This window comes from Polaribacter vadi, assembly GCF_018861005.1.
Classification (GTDB): Bacteria; Bacteroidota; Bacteroidia; order Flavobacteriales; family Flavobacteriaceae; genus Polaribacter; species Polaribacter vadi_A.
On sequence record NZ_JAHKQL010000034.1, the window covers coordinates 1 to 19177 of the forward strand.

15 protein-coding genes and 1 tRNA gene are annotated in these 19177 nt (G+C 28.9%); 4 read left to right on the forward strand and 12 right to left on the reverse strand.

Features of this window, described 5'->3' with window-relative positions; all coding sequences use genetic code 11:
• Window positions 1–73: 73 nt before the first annotated feature.
• Together KO506_RS14990 and KO506_RS14995 are read right to left on the reverse strand one after the other, a co-directional pair.
• The gene (locus tag KO506_RS14990; RefSeq protein WP_215995741.1) at window positions 74–1261 is read right to left on the reverse strand and encodes a pyridoxal phosphate-dependent aminotransferase; all 1188 of its coding nucleotides are present in this window, start codon (window positions 1259–1261) and stop codon (window positions 74–76) included.
• 27 nt (window positions 1262–1288) lie between these two features.
• Window positions 1289–2380, reverse strand: coding sequence for a fatty acid desaturase family protein (locus tag KO506_RS14995; protein WP_215995742.1), 1092 nt, complete (start codon window positions 2378–2380; stop codon window positions 1289–1291).
• A gap of 119 nt (window positions 2381–2499) precedes the next feature.
• Between KO506_RS14995 and rsmG the strand changes: the two genes are divergently transcribed.
• Window positions 2500–3132: a 16S rRNA (guanine(527)-N(7))-methyltransferase RsmG gene (gene rsmG / locus KO506_RS15000; protein WP_215995743.1), complete on the forward strand. Its 633-nt coding sequence runs from the start codon at window positions 2500–2502 to the stop codon at window positions 3130–3132.
• Here rsmG and KO506_RS15005 read toward each other — a convergent pair.
• The 6 genes from KO506_RS15005 to KO506_RS15030 form a co-directional block, all read right to left on the reverse strand.
• The gene (locus KO506_RS15005; protein WP_215995744.1) at window positions 3129–3986 is read right to left on the reverse strand and encodes a DUF3667 domain-containing protein; all 858 of its coding nucleotides are present in this window, start codon (window positions 3984–3986) and stop codon (window positions 3129–3131) included. The two genes, rsmG and KO506_RS15005, sit on opposite strands and share 4 nt — an antisense overlap.
• Window positions 3987–4041: 55 nt before the next feature.
• Window positions 4042–4959 carry a glutaminase gene (locus KO506_RS15010; protein ID WP_215995745.1) on the reverse strand — a complete coding sequence of 306 codons (918 nt, stop codon included), beginning with the start codon at window positions 4957–4959 and terminating at the stop codon, window positions 4042–4044.
• 146 nt (window positions 4960–5105) lie between these two features.
• The gene (gene lysS, locus KO506_RS15015) at window positions 5106–6803 is read right to left on the reverse strand and encodes a lysine--tRNA ligase (RefSeq protein WP_215995746.1); all 1698 of its coding nucleotides are present in this window, start codon (window positions 6801–6803) and stop codon (window positions 5106–5108) included.
• A 434-nt stretch (window positions 6804–7237) separates the two neighbouring features.
• On the reverse strand, window positions 7238–8338 hold the full coding sequence (locus KO506_RS15020; RefSeq protein ID WP_215995747.1) for a DUF4407 domain-containing protein: 1101 nt from the start codon (window positions 8336–8338) through the stop codon (window positions 7238–7240).
• Between the two features lie 90 nt (window positions 8339–8428).
• Window positions 8429–10723, reverse strand: a complete 2295-nt coding sequence (locus KO506_RS15025; protein WP_215995748.1) for a M56 family metallopeptidase — start codon at window positions 10721–10723, stop codon at window positions 8429–8431.
• Window positions 10720–11091: a BlaI/MecI/CopY family transcriptional regulator gene (locus tag KO506_RS15030; protein ID WP_215995749.1), complete on the reverse strand. Its 372-nt coding sequence runs from the start codon at window positions 11089–11091 to the stop codon at window positions 10720–10722. The genes KO506_RS15025 and KO506_RS15030 overlap by 4 nt, the downstream gene beginning before the upstream one ends.
• 109 nt (window positions 11092–11200) lie before the next feature.
• Between KO506_RS15030 and KO506_RS15035 the strand changes: the two genes are divergently transcribed.
• Window positions 11201–11827, forward strand: a complete 627-nt coding sequence (locus KO506_RS15035; RefSeq protein WP_215995750.1) for a peptidylprolyl isomerase — start codon at window positions 11201–11203, stop codon at window positions 11825–11827.
• A 90-nt stretch (window positions 11828–11917) separates the two neighbouring features.
• On the opposite strand, the gene KO506_RS15040 is transcribed toward KO506_RS15035, so the two are convergent.
• Together KO506_RS15040 and KO506_RS15045 are read right to left on the reverse strand one after the other, a co-directional pair.
• The gene (locus KO506_RS15040; protein WP_215995751.1) at window positions 11918–13096 is read right to left on the reverse strand and encodes an OmpA family protein; all 1179 of its coding nucleotides are present in this window, start codon (window positions 13094–13096) and stop codon (window positions 11918–11920) included.
• 155 nt (window positions 13097–13251) lie between these two features.
• Window positions 13252–14637 (reverse strand): dipeptidase, encoded by a 1386-nt coding sequence (locus KO506_RS15045; protein WP_215995752.1) that lies wholly within the window; start codon window positions 14635–14637, stop codon window positions 13252–13254.
• Window positions 14638–14829: 192 nt separating this feature from the next.
• Between KO506_RS15045 and KO506_RS15050 the strand changes: the two genes are divergently transcribed.
• Window positions 14830–16137: an NAD(P)/FAD-dependent oxidoreductase gene (locus tag KO506_RS15050; RefSeq protein ID WP_215995753.1), complete on the forward strand. Its 1308-nt coding sequence runs from the start codon at window positions 14830–14832 to the stop codon at window positions 16135–16137.
• A gap of 88 nt (window positions 16138–16225) precedes the next feature.
• Window positions 16226–16307: transfer RNA gene (locus KO506_RS15055), tRNA-Leu, on the forward strand.
• Between the two features lie 677 nt (window positions 16308–16984).
• On the opposite strand, the gene KO506_RS15060 is transcribed toward KO506_RS15055, so the two are convergent.
• Entirely contained in the window at window positions 16985–18007 is a 1023-nt protein-coding gene (locus KO506_RS15060; RefSeq protein WP_215995754.1) for a UDP-glucose--hexose-1-phosphate uridylyltransferase, read from the reverse strand.
• Window positions 18008–18027: 20 nt separating this feature from the next.
• Entirely contained in the window at window positions 18028–19176 is a 1149-nt protein-coding gene (gene galK / locus KO506_RS15065; protein ID WP_215995755.1) for a galactokinase, read from the reverse strand.
• Window position 19177 lies beyond the last annotated feature (1 nt).

Genomic DNA, 19177 nt, shown 5'->3' on the forward strand with positions numbered 1-19177 from the left:
ATTTCTTCCGACCATGACTATCTTTTTAGATGGATTTTTATTTTTAATATGCGAAAATTATTTAGGTTTAAGACTAACTTAAAGCCTCTTTAATTCTCTTAACTGCTTCTCTAATTTGTAATTCAGAAGCTGCATAAGAAATTCTAATACAATCTGGTGCACCAAAAGCATCACCAGTTACAGTGGCAACATTAGCTTTTTCTAAAATAAATAAAGAAAAATCGCTGGCAGTTTCAATTTTTACGCCATCAATAGTTTTACCAAAAAATGCAGAAACATCAGGAAAAACATAAAAAGCACCTTCAGGTACATTTACTTTAAATCCTTCTATTTCTCTTAATAAGCCAATAATAATATCTCTACGAGTTTTAAACTCGTCTACCATATATTGAATTTTATTTATTGGAGCTAATACAGCAGTAATTGCAGCCCTTTGTGCAATACAGTTTGTACCAGAAGTTATTTGCCCTTGCATTTTTGTACACGCCTTAGCAATCCATTCTGGAGCGCCAATATAACCAATTCTCCAACCAGTCATTGCAAATGCTTTAGCTAAACCATTTACAGTTATAGTTCTATCGTACATACTTTCTATAGCTGCAAAACTAAAAGGTTTTGTGTCGTAGTTAATATGTTCGTAAATTTCATCAGATAAAACATAAATCTGCGGATATTTTTCTAAAACTGCAGCCAATGCTCTGTACTCAGCTTCACTATAAATAGTTCCACTAGGGTTGTTTGGTGAGTTAAAGAAAATCATTTTAGATTTAGGAGTAATAGCAGCTTCTAATTGTTCTGGTGTAATTTTAAAATCAGTATCAATAGAAGAAGGTATTTCTACAAAAGAAGCTTCACATAAAGTTGCAATTGCAGAATAACTAACCCAATAAGGTGCAGGTAATAAAACTTCATCTCCAGGGTTTAATAAAACTTGTGCAATATTTGCAATAGATTGTTTAGCTCCTGTAGATACTACAATTTGACTTGGTTTGTAATCTAAATCGTTGTCTCGTTTAAATTTTGTACAAATTGCTTCTTTTAATTCTCCATAACCATCTACAGGTGTATAAGAATTATAGTTTTCATTAATAGCATCAATAGCAGCATCTTTAATAAAATCTGGTGTGTTAAAGTCAGGTTCTCCTAAACTTAAACCAATAATATCTTTTCCTTCTGCTCTTAATTCTCTTGCTTTAGCAGCCATTGCTAATGTCTGAGACGCTGGCAAGCTGTTAATTCTGTCCGATAATGGATGTGTCATTTTAAATGTAAATTGTTGAAATTTTGTTTACGCTAATTCAGGTTCTTGTCCTAAAACACCTAAGTGTTTAAAGTGCTCTATAATAGCTTTTCTCATTGTTTGATATTCATTATAGGGCAAATTAAATTCATTAGCTGTTTCTTTTACAATTTTAGCTAATTTACTATAATGTACATGAGAAATGTGTGGAAAAATATGATGTTCAACTTGATGATTTAAGCCTCCAGTATAAAAATTTACTAGCCAATTGCTTGGTGCAAAGTTACTTGTGGTGTATAATTGATGGACTGCCCAAGTGTGTTCTAAATTTCCATTTTCATCAGGAAGAGGCATTTCTGTATTAGGTACAATGTGTGCTAATTGAAAAACCAAACTTAAAATCATACCTGCAGTATAGTGCATTACAAAAAAGCCTATTAAAACTTTCCACCAAGCAATGTCTAAAACCAAGATTGGTAAAACTATCCAAAGTGCATAGTATGCAATTTTAGAAATCACTAATTTAGTCCATTCTACTTTTGGATTAGGAAACTTACCATAAGATAATTTACGTTTTAAATAACTACGCATTTGTTTTATATCTGTAGTTATTGCCCAATTAATAGTTAGTAATCCGTATAAAAATATAGAATAATATTTCTGAATTTTATGAATTTTGAACCATTTAGAATGTAATGAAAAACGGATAATTCTACCAGCATCTATATCTTCATCATGGCCTTCTACATTAGTAAAAGTATGATGTAAAACATTGTGTTGTACTTTCCAATTATAAACATTACCAGCTAAAATATAAATGCTGCTACCCATTAATTTATTAACCCATTTTCTTTTAGAAAAAGATTCATGATTAGCATCATGCATTACATTCATACCAACACCAGCCATTCCAACACCAGTAATTACCATTAAAAGTGCCATAACCCATTGAGGCATAGAAACTGTTAGTATTAATATAAAAGGAATTAAAAATAAAGAAAACATTACAATTGCTTTTGTATATAGTTTCCAGTTTCCTGTTCTTTTTATATTATTTTCTTTAAAGTAAGTATTTACTCTTTTATTTAGAGTTCTAAAAAACTTAGCTTTATCTACTCTAGAAAATTTTATTGTATTCATATATTTATTAAAGTTAGCAAAAATAAGATATTTTACATTGCTGTATATGATAAACGTCAGCTTTTGTAAAGAATTGTAAGTAACAAATAACTATTTTTGCATTACAAATTTTATTATTCATGGAAATTATACACAAATATTTTAAAGATTTATCTGAAAATCAAATTAAGCAATTTTCTAAATTACAAGATTTATATGAAGATTGGAACTTGAAAATAAACGTAGTTTCTAGAAAAGATATAGATGAGTTGTATTTAAGACACGTTTTACATTCTTTAGGGATTGCTAAAGTGATGCAATTTAAACCAGGAGCAAAAGTAATGGATGTTGGTACAGGTGGTGGTTTTCCAGGTATTCCTTTGGCAATTTTGTTTCCAGAAACACAGTTTCATTTAGTAGATTCTATTGGTAAAAAAATAAAAGTGGTAGATGAAGTTGTGGCAGGTTTAGGATTAGAAAATGTAAAAACAACACATGGTAGAGTAGAAGAGGTAAAAGATACTTACGATTTTATAGTGAGTAGAGCAGTTGCCCAAATGGAAACTTTTGTAAGGTGGAATAAAGGTAAAATTGCCAAAAAGCAAAACCACGATTTAAAAAACGGAATTCTATATTTAAAAGGTGGTGATTTATCAGAAGAATTAAAACTATATACTTCTGCAACCATTTACGATTTGCCTAATTATTTTGATGAACCATTTTTTGAAACTAAAAAAGTGGTGCATTTAGGTATGAAGTATAAAGCGAATTAAACAGCAAAATCTATAACTCCCATAACACTCAAAAGCAAAACTATAATAGTAGTAATTATAAATAGTATTAAACAAACAACTGCTAAACCAAATAAAAACTTTAGTGTTCTTAGAAAGTTTTTCCAAATAGACACTTTAAAAAATCTACCAAAAGCATAGATATAAAATAGTATATAAAGTAAAGTACTGTAAAAGTATATAGAAGGATAAAAGGCAATTGCTAAGAAAAATAAGATTAAAGTTAAATAATTAGCAAAACCATATATGTAAGCATTAATCACTAAATGTTCACCATAATTATAAGGTTTCCAAAAGGTCCATTTACTTAAAACAGCAAGTATAAATAAAAATACAAAAGTTAAAAGATTTAAATAACGAAGCATAAATTGCATTATACCATCATTCAACTTCAATTGCATTTCTGCAGTTTTTTTTCTTCTTTCTAATTTGCTTTTTTCTTTTTCAGACAGATCTATCATTTTAGAAGTGTCAATTTTGGTGTCTTTTTCTAGTTGAATTAATTGACTTGTGTTTACAGATTTATTGATAGCAATAAAATCATCAGCAAAATAATTGAAAACTAAAAGAGAAATACCAGCAGAAACTGCTAAAAATGCAAACGGATTCATATAGCGTTTGCGAACTCCACCTAAATATTCCTTTAGAATTTTTTCAGGAGTAATTAAAATAGTTCTCATTGTTAGAAAAAAAGTACTATCAAAACCGAAAACATTTATAAAAAAATCTAAAAACAGATTTTTAAAAGTAATTTTATCTACAACTACTTTAGCTCCACAATTTTCACAAAAATGTGCATTTTCTTTTAAAGGATTTTGGCAGTTTTTACAATTCATAAACCAAAGATAAAAATAAAATTATTTTAACTTTAAATAATTGAATTTTAGTTTTTTAAAAAATAGAAGAAGCTGTTTTAGTAGTAAATTTTTCTAAAAATAGCATTCCTTTATAAGAATTCCCTTTTTTATTTAATTTTGGGCTCCAAACTGTAATGCAATATTCATCAGGATGAATGGCAACAATACCACCACCAACACCACTTTTACCTGGTAAACCAACTCTAAAGGCAAACTCACCAGATTCATCGTAAAAACCACAAGTAAGCATTATTGCATTTATTCTTTTTGCCTGGCTTTCAGTAAGTATACTTTCTCCTTTTTTGTTTGTATACTGGTCATCAGTTAAAAAAAGGAAAATTTCTGAGAGCTCTTTACAAGTCATTTCTATAGAGCAAATATGAAAATAGAAATCTAAAACATCATCTACATCATTTTTAATATTGCCAAAAGATTTAATAAAATTACATAAAGCGACGTTTCTAAAACCAGATGTTTTTTCAGATTCAGCAACTTTTTCATTGTAATTAATGTTTTGATTGTTTGAGATTTCTCTGCAAAATTCTAAAAATTCTTTCTTCGGATTTTTTAAATGACTAACTAAAACATCACAAATAACAATGGCTCCTGCATTTATAAATGGGTTTCTAGGTTTCCCAAAATCGGCTTCTAATTGCAAAAGAGAATTAAACGGATTTCCAGAAGGTTCTACATCTACTCTGTCCCATAATTTTGCGCCTTCAAATTTATACGCTAAGGTTAATGAAAGAATTTTAGATACACTTTGTATAGAAAATTTTTTTTCAAAATCTCCAACTCCAAAGTTTTGTTTATCAATTGTAGTTATACTAATTCCAAAATTATTAGAATCTACAAACGCCAATTCTGGTATATAATCTGCTACTTTACCTGTATCGTTTATGTTTTTTAAATCATTATAAACACATTCAATTACTTCTTTATAATTTTCCATTGATTATTTATAGAATTAGTACTTGCAAACGTATTAGAATATTTGTTAAGAAACAACAAATAAGAAATCAAAAAAAGGAACTACATTGCTGTAATCCCTTCTTAATATTTTATAGATTCTGAAAAAAAAATCAGAATTTGTAATTGTTACACAATTTCTACAAACAAACCTTCATCAGTTTTAGAAACCTTTGCAACATCTTTTTTAGTTAAGCCTTTAATGGTTTTATCCCACTTTTTGTTAGATAAACCAGATTGTGTTTTTAATGCAACTAATTCTATTTTTTCTGCTTTTGTAATAATGGCTAAAACTGCTTTTTCCTCATCATTCAGTTCTATAGAAGGAGCTTTTTTCTCAGGTCTCATTTGCGGAAAAAATAACACTTCTTGTATAGATTGGTTATTTGTTAAAAACATTATTAATCTATCCATTCCAATTCCCATTCCAGAAGTTGGTGGCATTCCGTATTCTAAAGCACGTAAAAAATCTTGATCAATAAATTCTGTTGCTTCATCATCTCCTTTTGCTGCTAATTTTAGTTGATGTTCAAAACGCTCACGTTGGTCAATTGGGTCATTTAATTCAGAATATGCATTTGCAATTTCTTTACCACAAACCATTAATTCAAAACGCTCTGTTAATTCTGGATTGTCTCTGTGTTCTTTACAAAGCGGAGACATTTCTTTTGGGTAATCTGTAATAAAAGTTGGCTGTATGTAGTTTCCTTCACATTTTTCACCAAAAATTTCATCAATTAATTTTCCTTTCCCCATTGTTTCATCCACAGGAATATTCATGCTTTTAGCAGCTGTTCTAATTTCATCTTCTGTTTTTCCTGTAATGTCAAAACCAGTAAAATGTTTAATAGAATCTGCCATAGTAACTCTAGCATAAGGCGCTTTAAAGTCTATTTTGTGCTCACCAAAAGTAGCTTCAGAAGTTCCATTAACAGCAATTGCACAATGCTCTAAAAGTTGCTCACAGAAATCCATCATCCAGTTGTAATCTTTGTAAGAAACATAGATTTCCATGGCTGTAAATTCTGGATTATGAGTTCTGTCCATTCCTTCATTTCTAAAGTTTTTAGAGAATTCATAAACACCATCAAAACCACCAACAATTAGTCTTTTTAAATACAATTCGTTAGCAATTCTCATATAAAGAGGTATGTCTAAAGAATTATGATGTGTTATAAAAGGTCTTGCTGCTGCACCACCAGGAATTGGTTGTAAAACAGGAGTTTCAACTTCAAAATAACCAGCATCATTAAAGAAAGAACGCATTGCATTAAACAACTTTGTTCTTTTTACAAATACTTCTTTTACATGCGGATTTACCACTAAATCTGCATAACGTTGTCTGTAACGCATTTCAGGATCGTTAAAAGCATCAAAAGTGTTACCTTCTGCATCTACTTTTGGTAATGGTAGTGGTTTTAAAGCCTTAGAAAGCAATTTAAAATTGTTAACCATTACTGTTTTTTCACCAACTTTTGTAGTAAATAACGTACCTTCAATACCTATAAAATCACCAATATCTAGTAATTTTTTATAAACGTCATTGTACAACGTTTTGTCTTCACCTTTACAGATTTCATCACGATTAAAATACACTTGTATTCTACCTTCACCATCTTGTAATTCAGCAAAAGACGCTTTACCTTGTATTCTTCTAGACATTAGTCTACCAGCAATAATTACCTGTTTTTCTTCAGTAAACTCCTGTTTTATTTCCTTCGAATTTGAATTTATTGGAAATAAATCTGCTGGATAAGGGTTTATACCCAAATCTCTTAATTTTGCGAGTTTCTCTCTACGTACAACTTCTTGTTCTGATAATTGCATTTGCTTATAATTCTAGTGTTAAATAAAGGCAACAAAGATACAATCTATGAGTAAATAGACAATTGAGAAAATTGTAAAAAAACAGATAATTATTTCTTGATAATTAAAAACAGTGTATATTTGCATGTTGCTTTTTGTTAAAGTAACATTTAGTTGTGTTGTTTTGGCACTTTAGTAAAAGTGTCGTGGTTTTGTTAACCAATGGAAAGCTTCCCTATAAAGGGACGCTTTTTTTGTTTTTACACGTTTTTTATTCTCTTTTAGAAACGAGACTTTTATATTTTTTTTTATTTGTAGCTATTTCCAGCTTTCATTACTCGCTTTTTTGTAAAAACAAAAAGAGCTCAAACAAGCCATTCAATCTGGGCTAAACTTGTTTGATGTGTTATTGAAGTTTTTAAGGTTATTCGAATCTTAAAGAAGAATACTATTTTTTATAACATTTTCTGTTGTTTTTTATAAAACGAATCTGCCTGTAATTTCATTAACTCTCTTGCCATTTTTTGTTTGTAGTTGTACAATTCTTCATCAGCAGTTATATCTTTATACACTTTATTATCTATAGTAATATCAGCATTTAACATTTTTTCTCTTTGTTGCATTTGTTGAGTTGCCCAAGTTTTAACAGCAGATAATTTTTCTTCGAGTTTAAAATCATATTCACCTTTTGGCGCTAATAATTTTGCAATAATAGGCGATGTTTCAATGGCCAAAAACAGCAAGAAGATAAAGAACGATGTAAAGAATGGTAACTCACCTAAAGCATTAATTCTTGCCATTAATCCATCAAAATTTGAAATTATGGGTTGCGATTTTGTTTCTGCCAACTTTTGATTATCAATTAAAGTAGAAATTGCATTTTCTTTTTGTTCAATTTTAGCTGAGTTTTCTTTTTTCAATTCTTTTAAAGCCAATAAAGAAGCATCGTGTTTTGCTCTTTTTTCTTTGTAAACAGGGCCTTTACCTAATTTTTTTGTTCCTGTTGTGCCTTCTGCTTCAGAAATATAAATTTCGTACAAATTATTGGTTTCATTTTCTTTACTAATAATTTCTTGTTGAAGCACTTCAATTTCAGCGTTTATTTTATCAATCTCTGGTGTAAATTGTTGTGCAATTTGAGATTTGTTATCCAAAGTCATTTGGTTTTTTTCCGTTAACAAAACCTGATTGATTTCTTTTTCGAACAATTTTAATTCTAAAGGTTTCGAAATAACAGTTGCAATAATAATTGCCAAAATTATTCTAGGAGTTGCTTGTGCAAATTCTTTCCATTTAGAATCTGTTTTTTTAATAGTAGAGACTATAAATCGATCTAAATTAAAGATTAATAATCCCCAAATTAATCCGAAGAAAATAGCGCTATACAAATTATCGAAAACAGTGTATAAAGCATACGAACCTGCAATAGTTGCCATAATTGCAGTAAAAAATACTGTAGCACCAATGCCAACATATTTATTTTGTTCGCCATTAGAACATTCGTTAATTAAGTTTTTATCAACACCAGAACAAGTAAGAAAGAAATTTTTAAGCAAGGTTTTTGTATTTAAATGTATAAATACAACGTTTTAAAAACGAATTTGTTACATAAAAAAAGCCTCGATTTTTCGAGGCTTATAAACTGTTTATTTAATTATATATTTTACTTTATATTCATTAACTAATAGTTTCATTTTTTCATTAGAAGATCCACTTAAACCTTTCCATTTAGTGTTTTTAGTACTTTTCATATCAAAAATATCCTCATCTTGTAGTAAAACAAAGTAAAAAGAATCATCTTTATTTCTTTGATTCACTTTGTTTAAACCATATTTATTTACAATTTGAGGAGTGTTTAATTTTAAATCAAAATTCAATTCTTTCCATTCACACCCTTTTTTACAAATCATTTTAATTTGTTCTTGATCTTTTTCTAGAATGATAGAAAATTTTGTTTTCACTACTTTATTTGTACTGTTGTGAATACTTACAGTCTCTTTATCTAATGGTTTATTTTTTAGAGATGTATTTGAAATCCAAACTTTATAATTACTGTTATTAGTGCTTTCTGAGTGAATGGTTAAATTTTTATTCTTTTTTAATAAGGCTATTGCTTTATCAGAATTTATAGGCTCTTTTTCATAATAAAATACGGCTCCCTTTTTAGCCATTTCAATCACTTGGTCTAAATGATTATTTGGTGGAGGTGGAGGAGCAAAGTCATTTCCAGTTCTTTTTTTCCACTCTTTGTAAGCTTTTTTTGCTCTTAAAATTTCTTCTTCAGATGCATTAGGAACTGATGGTGGAGGTGGAATTAATAATTTATCTTCTTCTGTTAATTCTGATCTTAACTTATAAAAAACTTTATTATTTTTCCTTAATTTTAAATAAGGATCATAGGGATGAATAGGTCTTTTAGCTTTTTCTTTATTTTCTTTTGATAATTTAAAGTACAAACTCCCTAATTCAGAAAATAATTTTTCTAATTGTTTTTGTCTTTCTTTAGTACTTTTTACAAAATGTGGTTTTTCTAAACGTAATTCTTCGTAATATTTATTTTTTCTGTTATAAAGATTACTTGTTGAATTTATTTTTGCATATAGTTTTTTAACATCCGCTAACTTAATATCTTTAAAACTTTGTTGAGAACCAATACTGCTTGGAGAATTATATTTCTTTTTTTGCTCTTTTATTTCAATTTCTTTTGGCTTCTTTTCTTCTATAACTTCAATAATTTGTATAGTATCTACATCAGATAATTTTTGCCATTTTGCTTTTTCACTTGGTTTATCATCTAGAAACTCACAGAATACTTTATTATTTAAGTATGTTTTTGTTATGTAATTATCTGGTAGAACTTCACTTGCATTTGCTTTTTTATTTGATAATGTTTTACCATTTTTATCACTCAATATTCCATTTTTATTATAATATTTAATAGATTTATTTACATCTACATAAAAATATTTGTTGTTTTTAATTTCTATAAACCCTGTTTTAATAGGGTATCCTTCTTTTGAATTAAGTTGTTCTTCAATAGTCTCTATTGGGTTTTCTTCAATTTCTTGTACTTCTTGCGCTTCAACTCTTTCTGCAAAGAGGTAAACAAATCCTGCTAATAACGGAATTACCGCCAGTTTTTTTAACAAGATTTTTGTGTGCGAACTTTGTGTGGTCATCATTTTTAATCTTTTTTTAGTAAGTGAATAATTCAAATTACTGGCCAAGTAATATTCGTTTTTCCAAGCAGCTTTATTTACTAATAAATGCTGATATTGGATTGTGTTTTTATGTTGATGAATTACACTCTCATCTGCCAAAAATTCGTGGTTAAGTTGCACCGCTTTTTTTAATAAAATAAAGAAAGGGTTTATCCAAAAAATGGCTTGTAATAATTCTAAGAGTAATATATCTAGTGTGTGTTTTTGTGTAACGTGTGTTAGCTCGTGTGTAAAAAGTTCTTTTTCAACCTTTTTGTTTTCGTAATCATTTTTATTGATGAAAATATAGTTCCAAAAAGTATGAGGTAATATTTTATCATCAACTAAAATTAAAATTGCTTTTTGATAAGGAATTGCTGTCTTTTTTCTTGTTTTATTAATTATGTTGAATAGATTTTTACCCAAGCGAATGCCTAATATTGATGATATTATAAAATAAATGGTGACTAAAATTGATTTGTAATCAATAGGGTTCTCAATAATAATTTCTGATGAGATATTTTCAATATCGTAAGTTATATTTCCGGCTGAAACATTCTCAATAATGATAGGAGTAGCATCAACATAAATAATATATAAAGGAGCTAAAAATGAAAAGAATATACTACCTATTAAATAGAATCGATTAAAATTATGCATTTTCTCTCTTTCTAAAACTAAGTAATAGAATGCAAGAAGTAATGCTAAACAAGTTGCTGATTTTAAAAGATATGCAATCATTTTTGTTGTTTTTTTATTTGAGAATCTATTACCTTTTTTAATTCTTCTAATTCATCAGTTGATAAATTTGTTTCTTTAGTAAAAAACGATGCAAATTGACTTGCAGAATCATTGAAGAAGTTTTTGATTAGACTATTTACGTGTTTCGAAAAATAATCTGTCTTTTTTATGATTGGGTAATATTCCCTAGATTTTCCGAATAATTTATAATCTATAAAACCTTTGTCTTTAATTCTTTTTAAAAGGGTTGCAACAGTTGTAGTCGCTGGTTTTGGCTCAGGAAAATCTTCTAATAAATCTTTTAAAAATGCCTTTTTACGCTTCCATAAATATTGCATTAATTGTTCTTCTGTTTTTGATAATTGCATCCTTCAAATATTTTTACTCTACAAACATAGAATAAAAATTTTAATTCTACAAACGTAGAGTTAAAATAGTTTTTACTTTTTATACCTTTGGTTTTATAAAAAAAATAGAATGAAACGAATTTTACTATTAGTATCGATACTTATAATGTATTCTTGTGCAGCAAAAAAGTTTAATGAAAAATGGTTAAAAAAAGAAGCTCCTGCTAGTTTTAAAGCAAGATTTGAAACTACAAAAGGTAATTTTGAGATTGAAGCAAAAAGAGAATGGTCTCCAAATGGAGTGGATAGATTGTATCAACTAATAAAAAATGATTATTATGAAGATATGGCTATTTTTAGAGTTGTACCAAATTTTGTAGCTCAATTTGGTTTACATAATGATACTCTAATAAATAAAGCTTGGCAAAGTAGAAAAATTATAGATGAGCCTGTAGTTCAGAAAAATGATTCTATGACTATTTCTTTTGCTAGAGGAGGAGTAAATTCTAGATCTAATCAAATATTTATCAACCTAAAAGAAAATCATAGATTAGATAAATTGGCTTATTCTGGAGTAACTGGTTTTCCTGTAATTGCAAAAGTAATTTCTGGTCAAGAAAATATTTTAGAGTTTTACGATGGTTATGGAGATAAATTAGGCCGTAAACAAGATTCTATAAACAAATTTGGGAATAAGTTTTTAAGAGAAAAGTTTCCTAAAGTAGATTATATAACCAAAGCTTATATTTTAAAATAATAACTTTAAGAAAGCTTAGGATTTGTTAAAAAATAAAAAGCATCAACAAATTAATGTTGATGCTTTTTAAAATATGATAAAATTTAAAATTTATTTAATTTTAAAAGTAACTTTTCTAGCTAATTGTCTTGCGTCTTTTGCAACAGATGTATCTTCTCCACCACCAAAATAAGAAAGTCTTGTTGGGTTTATTCCTGCAGCTACTAAAACGTCAAATACCATTTTTGCTCTATTTTGAGAAAGTGTTTTGTTTCTTTCAGCAGTTCCAGTTTCATCAGCATAACCAATTAATTCTGCATTTACATAAGGGTTATCTAGCATAAATTGTTTTAAATAATTTACTGAGTTTAATGAACCATCCTGAATTTTAGTTTTGTTTGTATCAAAATATACATTAATATAACCGCTGTTTAGTAAGTTTTTGATAAAATCTACATTAGAACCACTAACAACATTTGCATATTTATTAATTTCGTTCTTTTTAACATATCTTTCATCAAGTTCTGTCATAATAAGTTCTTTATTAGGACCAGATCCTTTTGTTTTTAAGATTGCAATTTCTTTCTCAGCTGAATCTAAACGCTTTTTTAATGTAACTAGTTCGCTATCCATTACTTCTTCATCTAATTCTTCATTCCAGAAATCAGCAGATTGCTTGTTTTTACCTAAAGCAATATTTAGACCTATAGAAGTATTCATTAAACTAATATTAGATTCTCTTGAACTTGTATTAGCCCCACCATCAAAATTATCTTCTTGATGAAAATGAATTAAAGAATTGATATCTAAAAATAATGAAAACCTATCTGTTAATTTAATTTGTGGTGTTAACCCCAAATTCATTACATACATTAAGTCTCCACCATTATCTGTTGGTTCTGTAACATTTAAAGAAGCTGCACCTGCACCAATATGTGCTAAAAGATTAAAACGATTAGTAAACGATTTAAAATTTAAAAGGTTACCTAAATTTACAACACCTTCTAAAGAAGCTCTGTAATAATTAGATTTAAAATCTGCAGTACTGTTTTCGTTTGCACTAAAGCTATTGTAACCTAAGTCTAAACGTACACCAAATTTTTCATTGAACATATATCTATACCCCATACTTCCTTGCCCTAAAATATTTGCAGAATAACCTGGAGATATAGTTGAACCAATTTGATGTAATCCACCTCCAATATCTATAGACCAGTGGTCGAAATCTTCTTGTGCTTGAGTTAAAAAAGACAATAATGTAAATACTGCCCCAAAGTAAATTTTCTTCATCTTATTTTTGTTTATTTATTATTTTTTTTCAGTTACTTGATTAATGACAAAATTAATACTATTAATGATTTTGGGGAATTTTATCTTATCAACTGTTTTATTTTATCGTTAAAGAGATAAAATAACTTGTTAAATTGCGTCAAAGATAATAATTATTAGTAAAGCTTAGTGAAATTAGTATAAAAATATGGAATAGTTTCAATGCCCTTTAAGTAATTCCAAACTCCAAAATGTTCGTTAGGAGAATGAATGGCATCTGAATTTAACCCAAAGCCCATTAATATAGTTTTACTATTAAGTTCTTTTTCAAATAAGGCTACAATTGGTATACTTCCTCCACTTCTTTGAGGAATTGGAGTTTTACCAAAAGTTGTTTCATAAGCTTGGCTTGCTGCTTTATAAGCAATATTATTTGTTGGAGTTACATAACCTTGGCCTCCATGATGAGGTTTTACAACTACTTTTACTGATTTTGGAGCAATACTTTCAAAATGATTTTTGAATAATTCCGTAATTTCTCTCCAATCTTGATTAGGAACTAAACGCATAGAAATTTTTGCAAAAGCTTTACTTGCAATTACTGTTTTTGCACCTTCACCAGTATAACCTCCCCAAATTCCATTAACATCTAAAGTAGGTCTTATTGCATTACGTTCGTTTGTAGAAAAATCTTTTTCTCCATAAACATCATCTATTTTTAAAGCATCTTTATAATCATCTAAAGAAAAAGGTGCTTTTGCCATTTCTGCTCTTTCTTCAGTTGATAGTTCTTCTACATTATCATAAAAACCAGGAATTGTAATATGATTATTTTCATCATGTAAAGAAGCAATCATTTTGGTTAAAATGTTGATAGGATTTGCAACTGCTCCTCCATATAAACCAGAATGTAAATCTCTATTTGGACCAGTAACTTCAACTTCTACATAACTCAATCCACGTAAACCAGTTGTTATGGACGGAATATCGTTTGCAATCATTCCTGTATCAGAAATTAAAATAACATCATTGGCTAATTTTTTTTTGTTTCTTGGTACAAACCAAGCTAAACTTTCTGAACCAACTTCTTCTTCACCTTCAATCATAAATTTTACGTTACAAGGCAAATTTCCTGTTGATGTCATGTATTCTAAAGCTTTAACATGCATATACATTTGTCCTTTATCATCACAAGAACCACGTGCAAAAATGGCACCTTCTGGATGAATTTCCGTTTTTTTGATAACAGGTTCAAAAGGAGGTGAAGTCCATAGTTCTATAGGATCTGCAGGTTGTACATCATAATGACCATATACTAAAACTGTGGGTAAACTTGCATCAATAATTTTTTCACCATAAATAATTGGATTTCCTGGGGTGTCGCATAATTCTACTTTATCACAACCTGCTTTTTCTAAACTGTTTTTAATAAAATCGGCAGAAAGTAAGATTTCTTTATGATAAGAAGCATCTGCACTAATAGATGGAATTTTTAAAAGTTGAATAAGTTCGGTTAAAAAGCGATTTTTATGTTCTTTAATATAGTTTTTTATAGAATCCATAAATTTTTAAAGTGTTTTTATTTTTGACATCAATAGTGTGAAGATATTAATTTTTCATGTTTTTTTTTGGCAATGATCAAGAGATAGCTAGTATATTTTATAAAAGTGCCAATAGTTGAAAAATATTAAGATTCAAAGTGCATTTTAATGGTGACTGTTGTAAATTTACAAACAATTTTAAGAATAATTTACATGAATGTTCAAAAATCAGATTTACCAAGAGTTGTAGTAATAGGTGGAGGGTTTGCAGGTTTAAATCTTGTTAAAAAACTGAGAAAACTTCCAGTACAATTAGTAATGATTAATAAACATAATTATCATGCATTTCAACCCTTGCTGTATCAAGTTTCTACAAGTGGTATTGAACCAGATTCCATTGTTTATCCATTACGAATGTTCATCAAACGACAAAAAAATTTCTATTTCAGATTAGCGGATGTAAAAGAAATAAATCCAGAAAGTAAAACAATTATAGCTGATATTGGTGAGTTGACGTATGATTATTTGATTATAAATACAGGTACAAAAACCAATTTTTTCGGTAATAAACGTATTGAAAAATTTGCGATGTCAATGAAGACTATTCCTCAGGCATTGAATTTGCGAAGTTTGATTTTACAGAATTTTGAAAAGAGTACTGTAGTTGTTCCTAAGGCTGATAAAGAATTTTTATTAAATTTTGTAATTGTTGGAGCAGGGCCAACAGGAGTTGAATTAGCAGGTGCCATTGCAGAATTTAAGCATAGTGTGCTGCCATTGGATTTTCCTGATTTAGATCCAGAACTGATGCAAATTCACATTTTGGAAGGTGCAGATAGAGTGCTGCCTCCAATGAGTATAAAATCTTCCAATAAATCTGCTGAAGCTTTAAAGAAATTAGGTGTACAAATACATACCAATACTATAGTTACGGATTTTGATGGTACACTTGTAAAAACCAAAGACGGTAAAGAGTTTAAAACGAGAACGCTTATATGGTCAGCAGGAGTAATAGGTAACCTAATAAAAGGTTTTTCTGAAGAAAGTTACAATGCAAGAAGTAAACGCTATTATGTAGATAAATACAATAAAATTAAAGGCTATGAGGATGTGTTTGCTTTAGGAGACATTGCTTTAATGGAAAGTGAAGATTACCCTAATGGGCATCCACAAGTAGCTCAACCTGCAATTCAGCAAGCAAATAATCTGTCTAGTAATTTTAAGAAAATATTGAAAGGTGATACTAATTTAAAGTCTTTTAAATATAAAGACAAAGGTTCTATGGCAACCATTGGAAGGAACAAAGCTGTTGCAGATATTGGTAACTTACAACTTAATGGATTTTTAGCTTGGTTGGTTTGGATGTTTATTCATTTAATGGCTTTAGTAGGATTTAGAAATAGGCTAATTGTGTTTTTTAATTGGATATATAATTACACAAATTATAATAAAGCTTCAAGGCTAATCATTAGAAGGTTTAGTGTAAGTGAGAGAAAGGTGAGAACAAATTCTGAATTGTAAGTGTTTGTCTTTCGAATAAACATAAACACATTTTTATACTTTCTAGGTTTGCTATTTAAAAATCTTGATTATATTTGCAATCCAAAATGCAGGCGTGGTGGAATTGGTAGACACGCTAGACTTAGGATCTAGTGCCGCGAGGTGTGAGAGTTCGAGTCTCTCCGCCTGTACAATAAGCCTTTCAGAGTTTTTCTTTGAAAGGTTTTTTTATTAGGTACAACAAATAAGGATTTACTTTAGTGTTTTAGAAAATCCAAAAGCATAAGATTAAAATCTTGGTCTTTTTATTAATCTTAAAACCTATAAATTATGGATAAAAAAGAGAATTCAAAACGACTTAATTTCCAGAATAATTAATGATGGCTGTCAGCTATTGATAATATGGATTAGAAGAAAAAAGTTTTGAAGTAAAAGATAAACTAACCCAATATGTGGTGGTTTATTTGTTTGCTAGTAAGATGATTTCTTACTTCTTTTTTCTCCTTTTAGCATCAGCAAAATTCTATAATCTAAAAGATTTATATCATAAATTTTGATGCTATAATTACTTGTAGTTTTACTATCAGGGCTATTTGTAAATTAGTCATTCAGACAAGTAATAAAAGATGCTAAAGCTATTGTTTTTGAAGGAAATTTTTCTAAAGGAAAAACAAATATGAGTGCTTGGTTTAAAAATAATAAAAATGTTGATTGGGGTGCTTTTTATATTAGAGTAACAAGATTATCTAAATAATCCCTTCAAACAAAAAACTAAAGGATTTTTAAGGACTAATGTTATAATTAGAATTTATTTATCTAAATTAAAAAAGCTTCTCATTATGAGAAGCTTTTTTAACTTTATATGTTATTACAAGCAATTTTTAATCATTTTTACAGCCTGTTCTGGAGTAATATCTCTTTGTGGAGTTCCAAACATTTCATAACCTACCATAAATTTCTTTACAGAAGCGCTTCTTAATAAAGGTGGATAAAAACTCATGTGCCAATGCCAATGTTTATTAGTATTTCCATCTGTTGGTGCTTGGTGTATTCCACTAGAATAAGGGAAAGAAGTGTTAAAAATTTTATCGTAAGCTTTTGTTAAAACAGCAATTGCTTCTCCATATTGTAATGTTTCGTCTTCTATCATTTCTAAAATATTAGATAAATGTCTCTTAGGAACAATCATTGCTTCAAATGGCCAAATTGCCCAAAAAGGAACTAGCACAACAAAACCATCATTTTCAAAAATAATACGTTCTTTTTTTTCTAATTCTTGTGCTAAATAATCACCTAACAAACTACTATTATTTTTTTCAAAATAATTTAATTGTTGTGTATTTTTTTTATCAACTTCGTTGGGTAAAGAAGATTGACTCCAAATTTGTCCATGAGGATGAGGGTTGCTACATCCCATTACTGCCCCTTTATTTTCAAAAATTTGTACGTAGTTGATGTTTGGGTTTGCTGCTAATTCTGTATATTCTTTTTGCCAGGCAAAAACTACTTTTTGTATTTCTTCTGATGACATATCTGCCAAGCTTTTTGAATGATCAGGACTAAAGCAAATTACTTTACAAATACCTGTTTCACTTTCAGCTTTTAAAAGACCATCATTTATATTAAATGTAGGTGAATCGTTTTGTAAAGCAGCAAAATCATTGGTAAAAACAAAAACATCTTTATATTCTGGATTTATTTCTCCGTTAATTCTTGTGTTTCCTGCACATAGATAACAAGACTCATCATATGTTGGTCTTTTCTCGTTATTTACTTCTTCATTTTGACCTTGCCAAGGTCTTTTTGCTCTATGAGGTGAAACTAAAACCCATTCTGCTGTTAAGATATTAAATCGCTTATGCGAATAATCTTGTAGATTGGTATTGCTCATTTTTTTTAATTTTTAGTTGATTATTTTACTAAATGTGTTCCTTCAGAAAGTTCAATAAAATACACAGAACAATCTTTGTCAAATTTATTTTTGTAAGCTTTTGAAGCTGTTTCAGCAAAAACTTTTGCTTCCGTTTTTGCAATTAAGTTGATAGTACAACCACCAAAACCACCACCCATCATTCTTGCACCTAAAACATGTTTGTTTTTTTTTGCTTGTGCAACAAGAAAATCTAATTCTTCGCAACTTACTTTGTATTGATCAGATAAACCTGCATGAGATTGATAGATTAAAGAACCTAATAATTCTAAATCATTGTTTTCAATAGCTTTTGCAGCTTTAATTGTTCTTGCATTTTCTTGAATAACATACAATGCTTTTTGATAATTAGTAGGGGTAACTTTATCAATCACAGTTTCTAAAACTTCTTCTGTGGCATCTCTTAAAGCTTCAACTCCTAATAATTCAGATATACTTTCACAAGCAGAACGTCTATCATTATAAGCACTATCAGACAAACTATGTTTTACATTTGTATTGATTAACATTAGTTGATGTTCTTTAAAATCAATTTTGTAGGGTTTAGATTCTACAGTCCTACAATCTAAATGCAATGCATGGTCTTTAATGCCAAACATACTTGCATATTGGTCCATAATTCCACAGTTTACACCCACATAATTGTGTTCTGCTTTTTGAGATATCAAAATCATTTCATGTTTAGTCAAACCTAAATCAAACAATTCATTTAAACCAAAAACAACAGAATTTTCTAAAGCTGCAGAAGAAGACATACCTGCACCACCAGGAATATTACCTTTAAATATGATGTTAAAATCACCAATAATTTTACTTCTATTCTGAATTTCTGCAACCACACCAAAAACATAATTTTCCCAACTACCTTCTTTTGATGGTTTTAATTTGTCTAATTCAAAATGGATTGTGCTATCTAAATCCATAGCAATTGCAGTACAACTTCCTGTATCACTTTTTTGAATTGCAGCTGCAATTCCCTTATCTACTGCTGCAGGAAATACAAAACCTCCATTGTAATCTGTATGTTCTCCAATAATATTAATTCTTCCAGGAGAAAAAACTAACATAGGTTCTAAATTAAAAGTTTTTAGAAACTTTTGCTTTACCTCTTTTACTAATATTTCACTCATA

Bases quoted from the DNA above. Each gene is read 5' to 3' on its own strand.
- KO506_RS14990 (WP_215995741.1), bottom strand. From the start codon at position 1,261: ATGACACATCCATTATCGGACAGAATTAACAGCTTGCCAGCGTCTCAG.
- KO506_RS15030 (WP_215995749.1), bottom strand. From the start codon at position 11,091: ATGCAATTATCAAAAACAGAAGAACAATTAATGCAATATTTATGGAAG.
- KO506_RS15040 (WP_215995751.1), bottom strand. From the start codon at position 13,096: ATGAAGAAAATTTACTTTGGGGCAGTATTTACATTATTGTCTTTTTTA.
- KO506_RS15035 (WP_215995750.1), top strand. From the start codon at position 11,201: ATGAAACGAATTTTACTATTAGTATCGATACTTATAATGTATTCTTGT.
- galK (WP_215995755.1), bottom strand. From the start codon at position 19,176: ATGAGTGAAATATTAGTAAAAGAGGTAAAGCAAAAGTTTCTAAAAACT.
- KO506_RS15045 (WP_215995752.1), bottom strand. From the start codon at position 14,637: ATGGATTCTATAAAAAACTATATTAAAGAACATAAAAATCGCTTTTTA.
- KO506_RS15010 (WP_215995745.1), bottom strand. From the start codon at position 4,959: ATGGAAAATTATAAAGAAGTAATTGAATGTGTTTATAATGATTTAAAA.
- KO506_RS15005 (WP_215995744.1), bottom strand. From the start codon at position 3,986: ATGAATTGTAAAAACTGCCAAAATCCTTTAAAAGAAAATGCACATTTT.
- rsmG (WP_215995743.1), top strand. From the start codon at position 2,500: ATGGAAATTATACACAAATATTTTAAAGATTTATCTGAAAATCAAATT.
- KO506_RS15060 (WP_215995754.1), bottom strand. From the start codon at position 18,007: ATGAGCAATACCAATCTACAAGATTATTCGCATAAGCGATTTAATATC.
- KO506_RS15050 (WP_215995753.1), top strand. From the start codon at position 14,830: ATGAATGTTCAAAAATCAGATTTACCAAGAGTTGTAGTAATAGGTGGA.
- KO506_RS14995 (WP_215995742.1), bottom strand. From the start codon at position 2,380: ATGAATACAATAAAATTTTCTAGAGTAGATAAAGCTAAGTTTTTTAGA.
- KO506_RS15025 (WP_215995748.1), bottom strand. From the start codon at position 10,723: ATGATTGCATATCTTTTAAAATCAGCAACTTGTTTAGCATTACTTCTT.
- lysS (WP_215995746.1), bottom strand. From the start codon at position 6,803: ATGCAATTATCAGAACAAGAAGTTGTACGTAGAGAGAAACTCGCAAAA.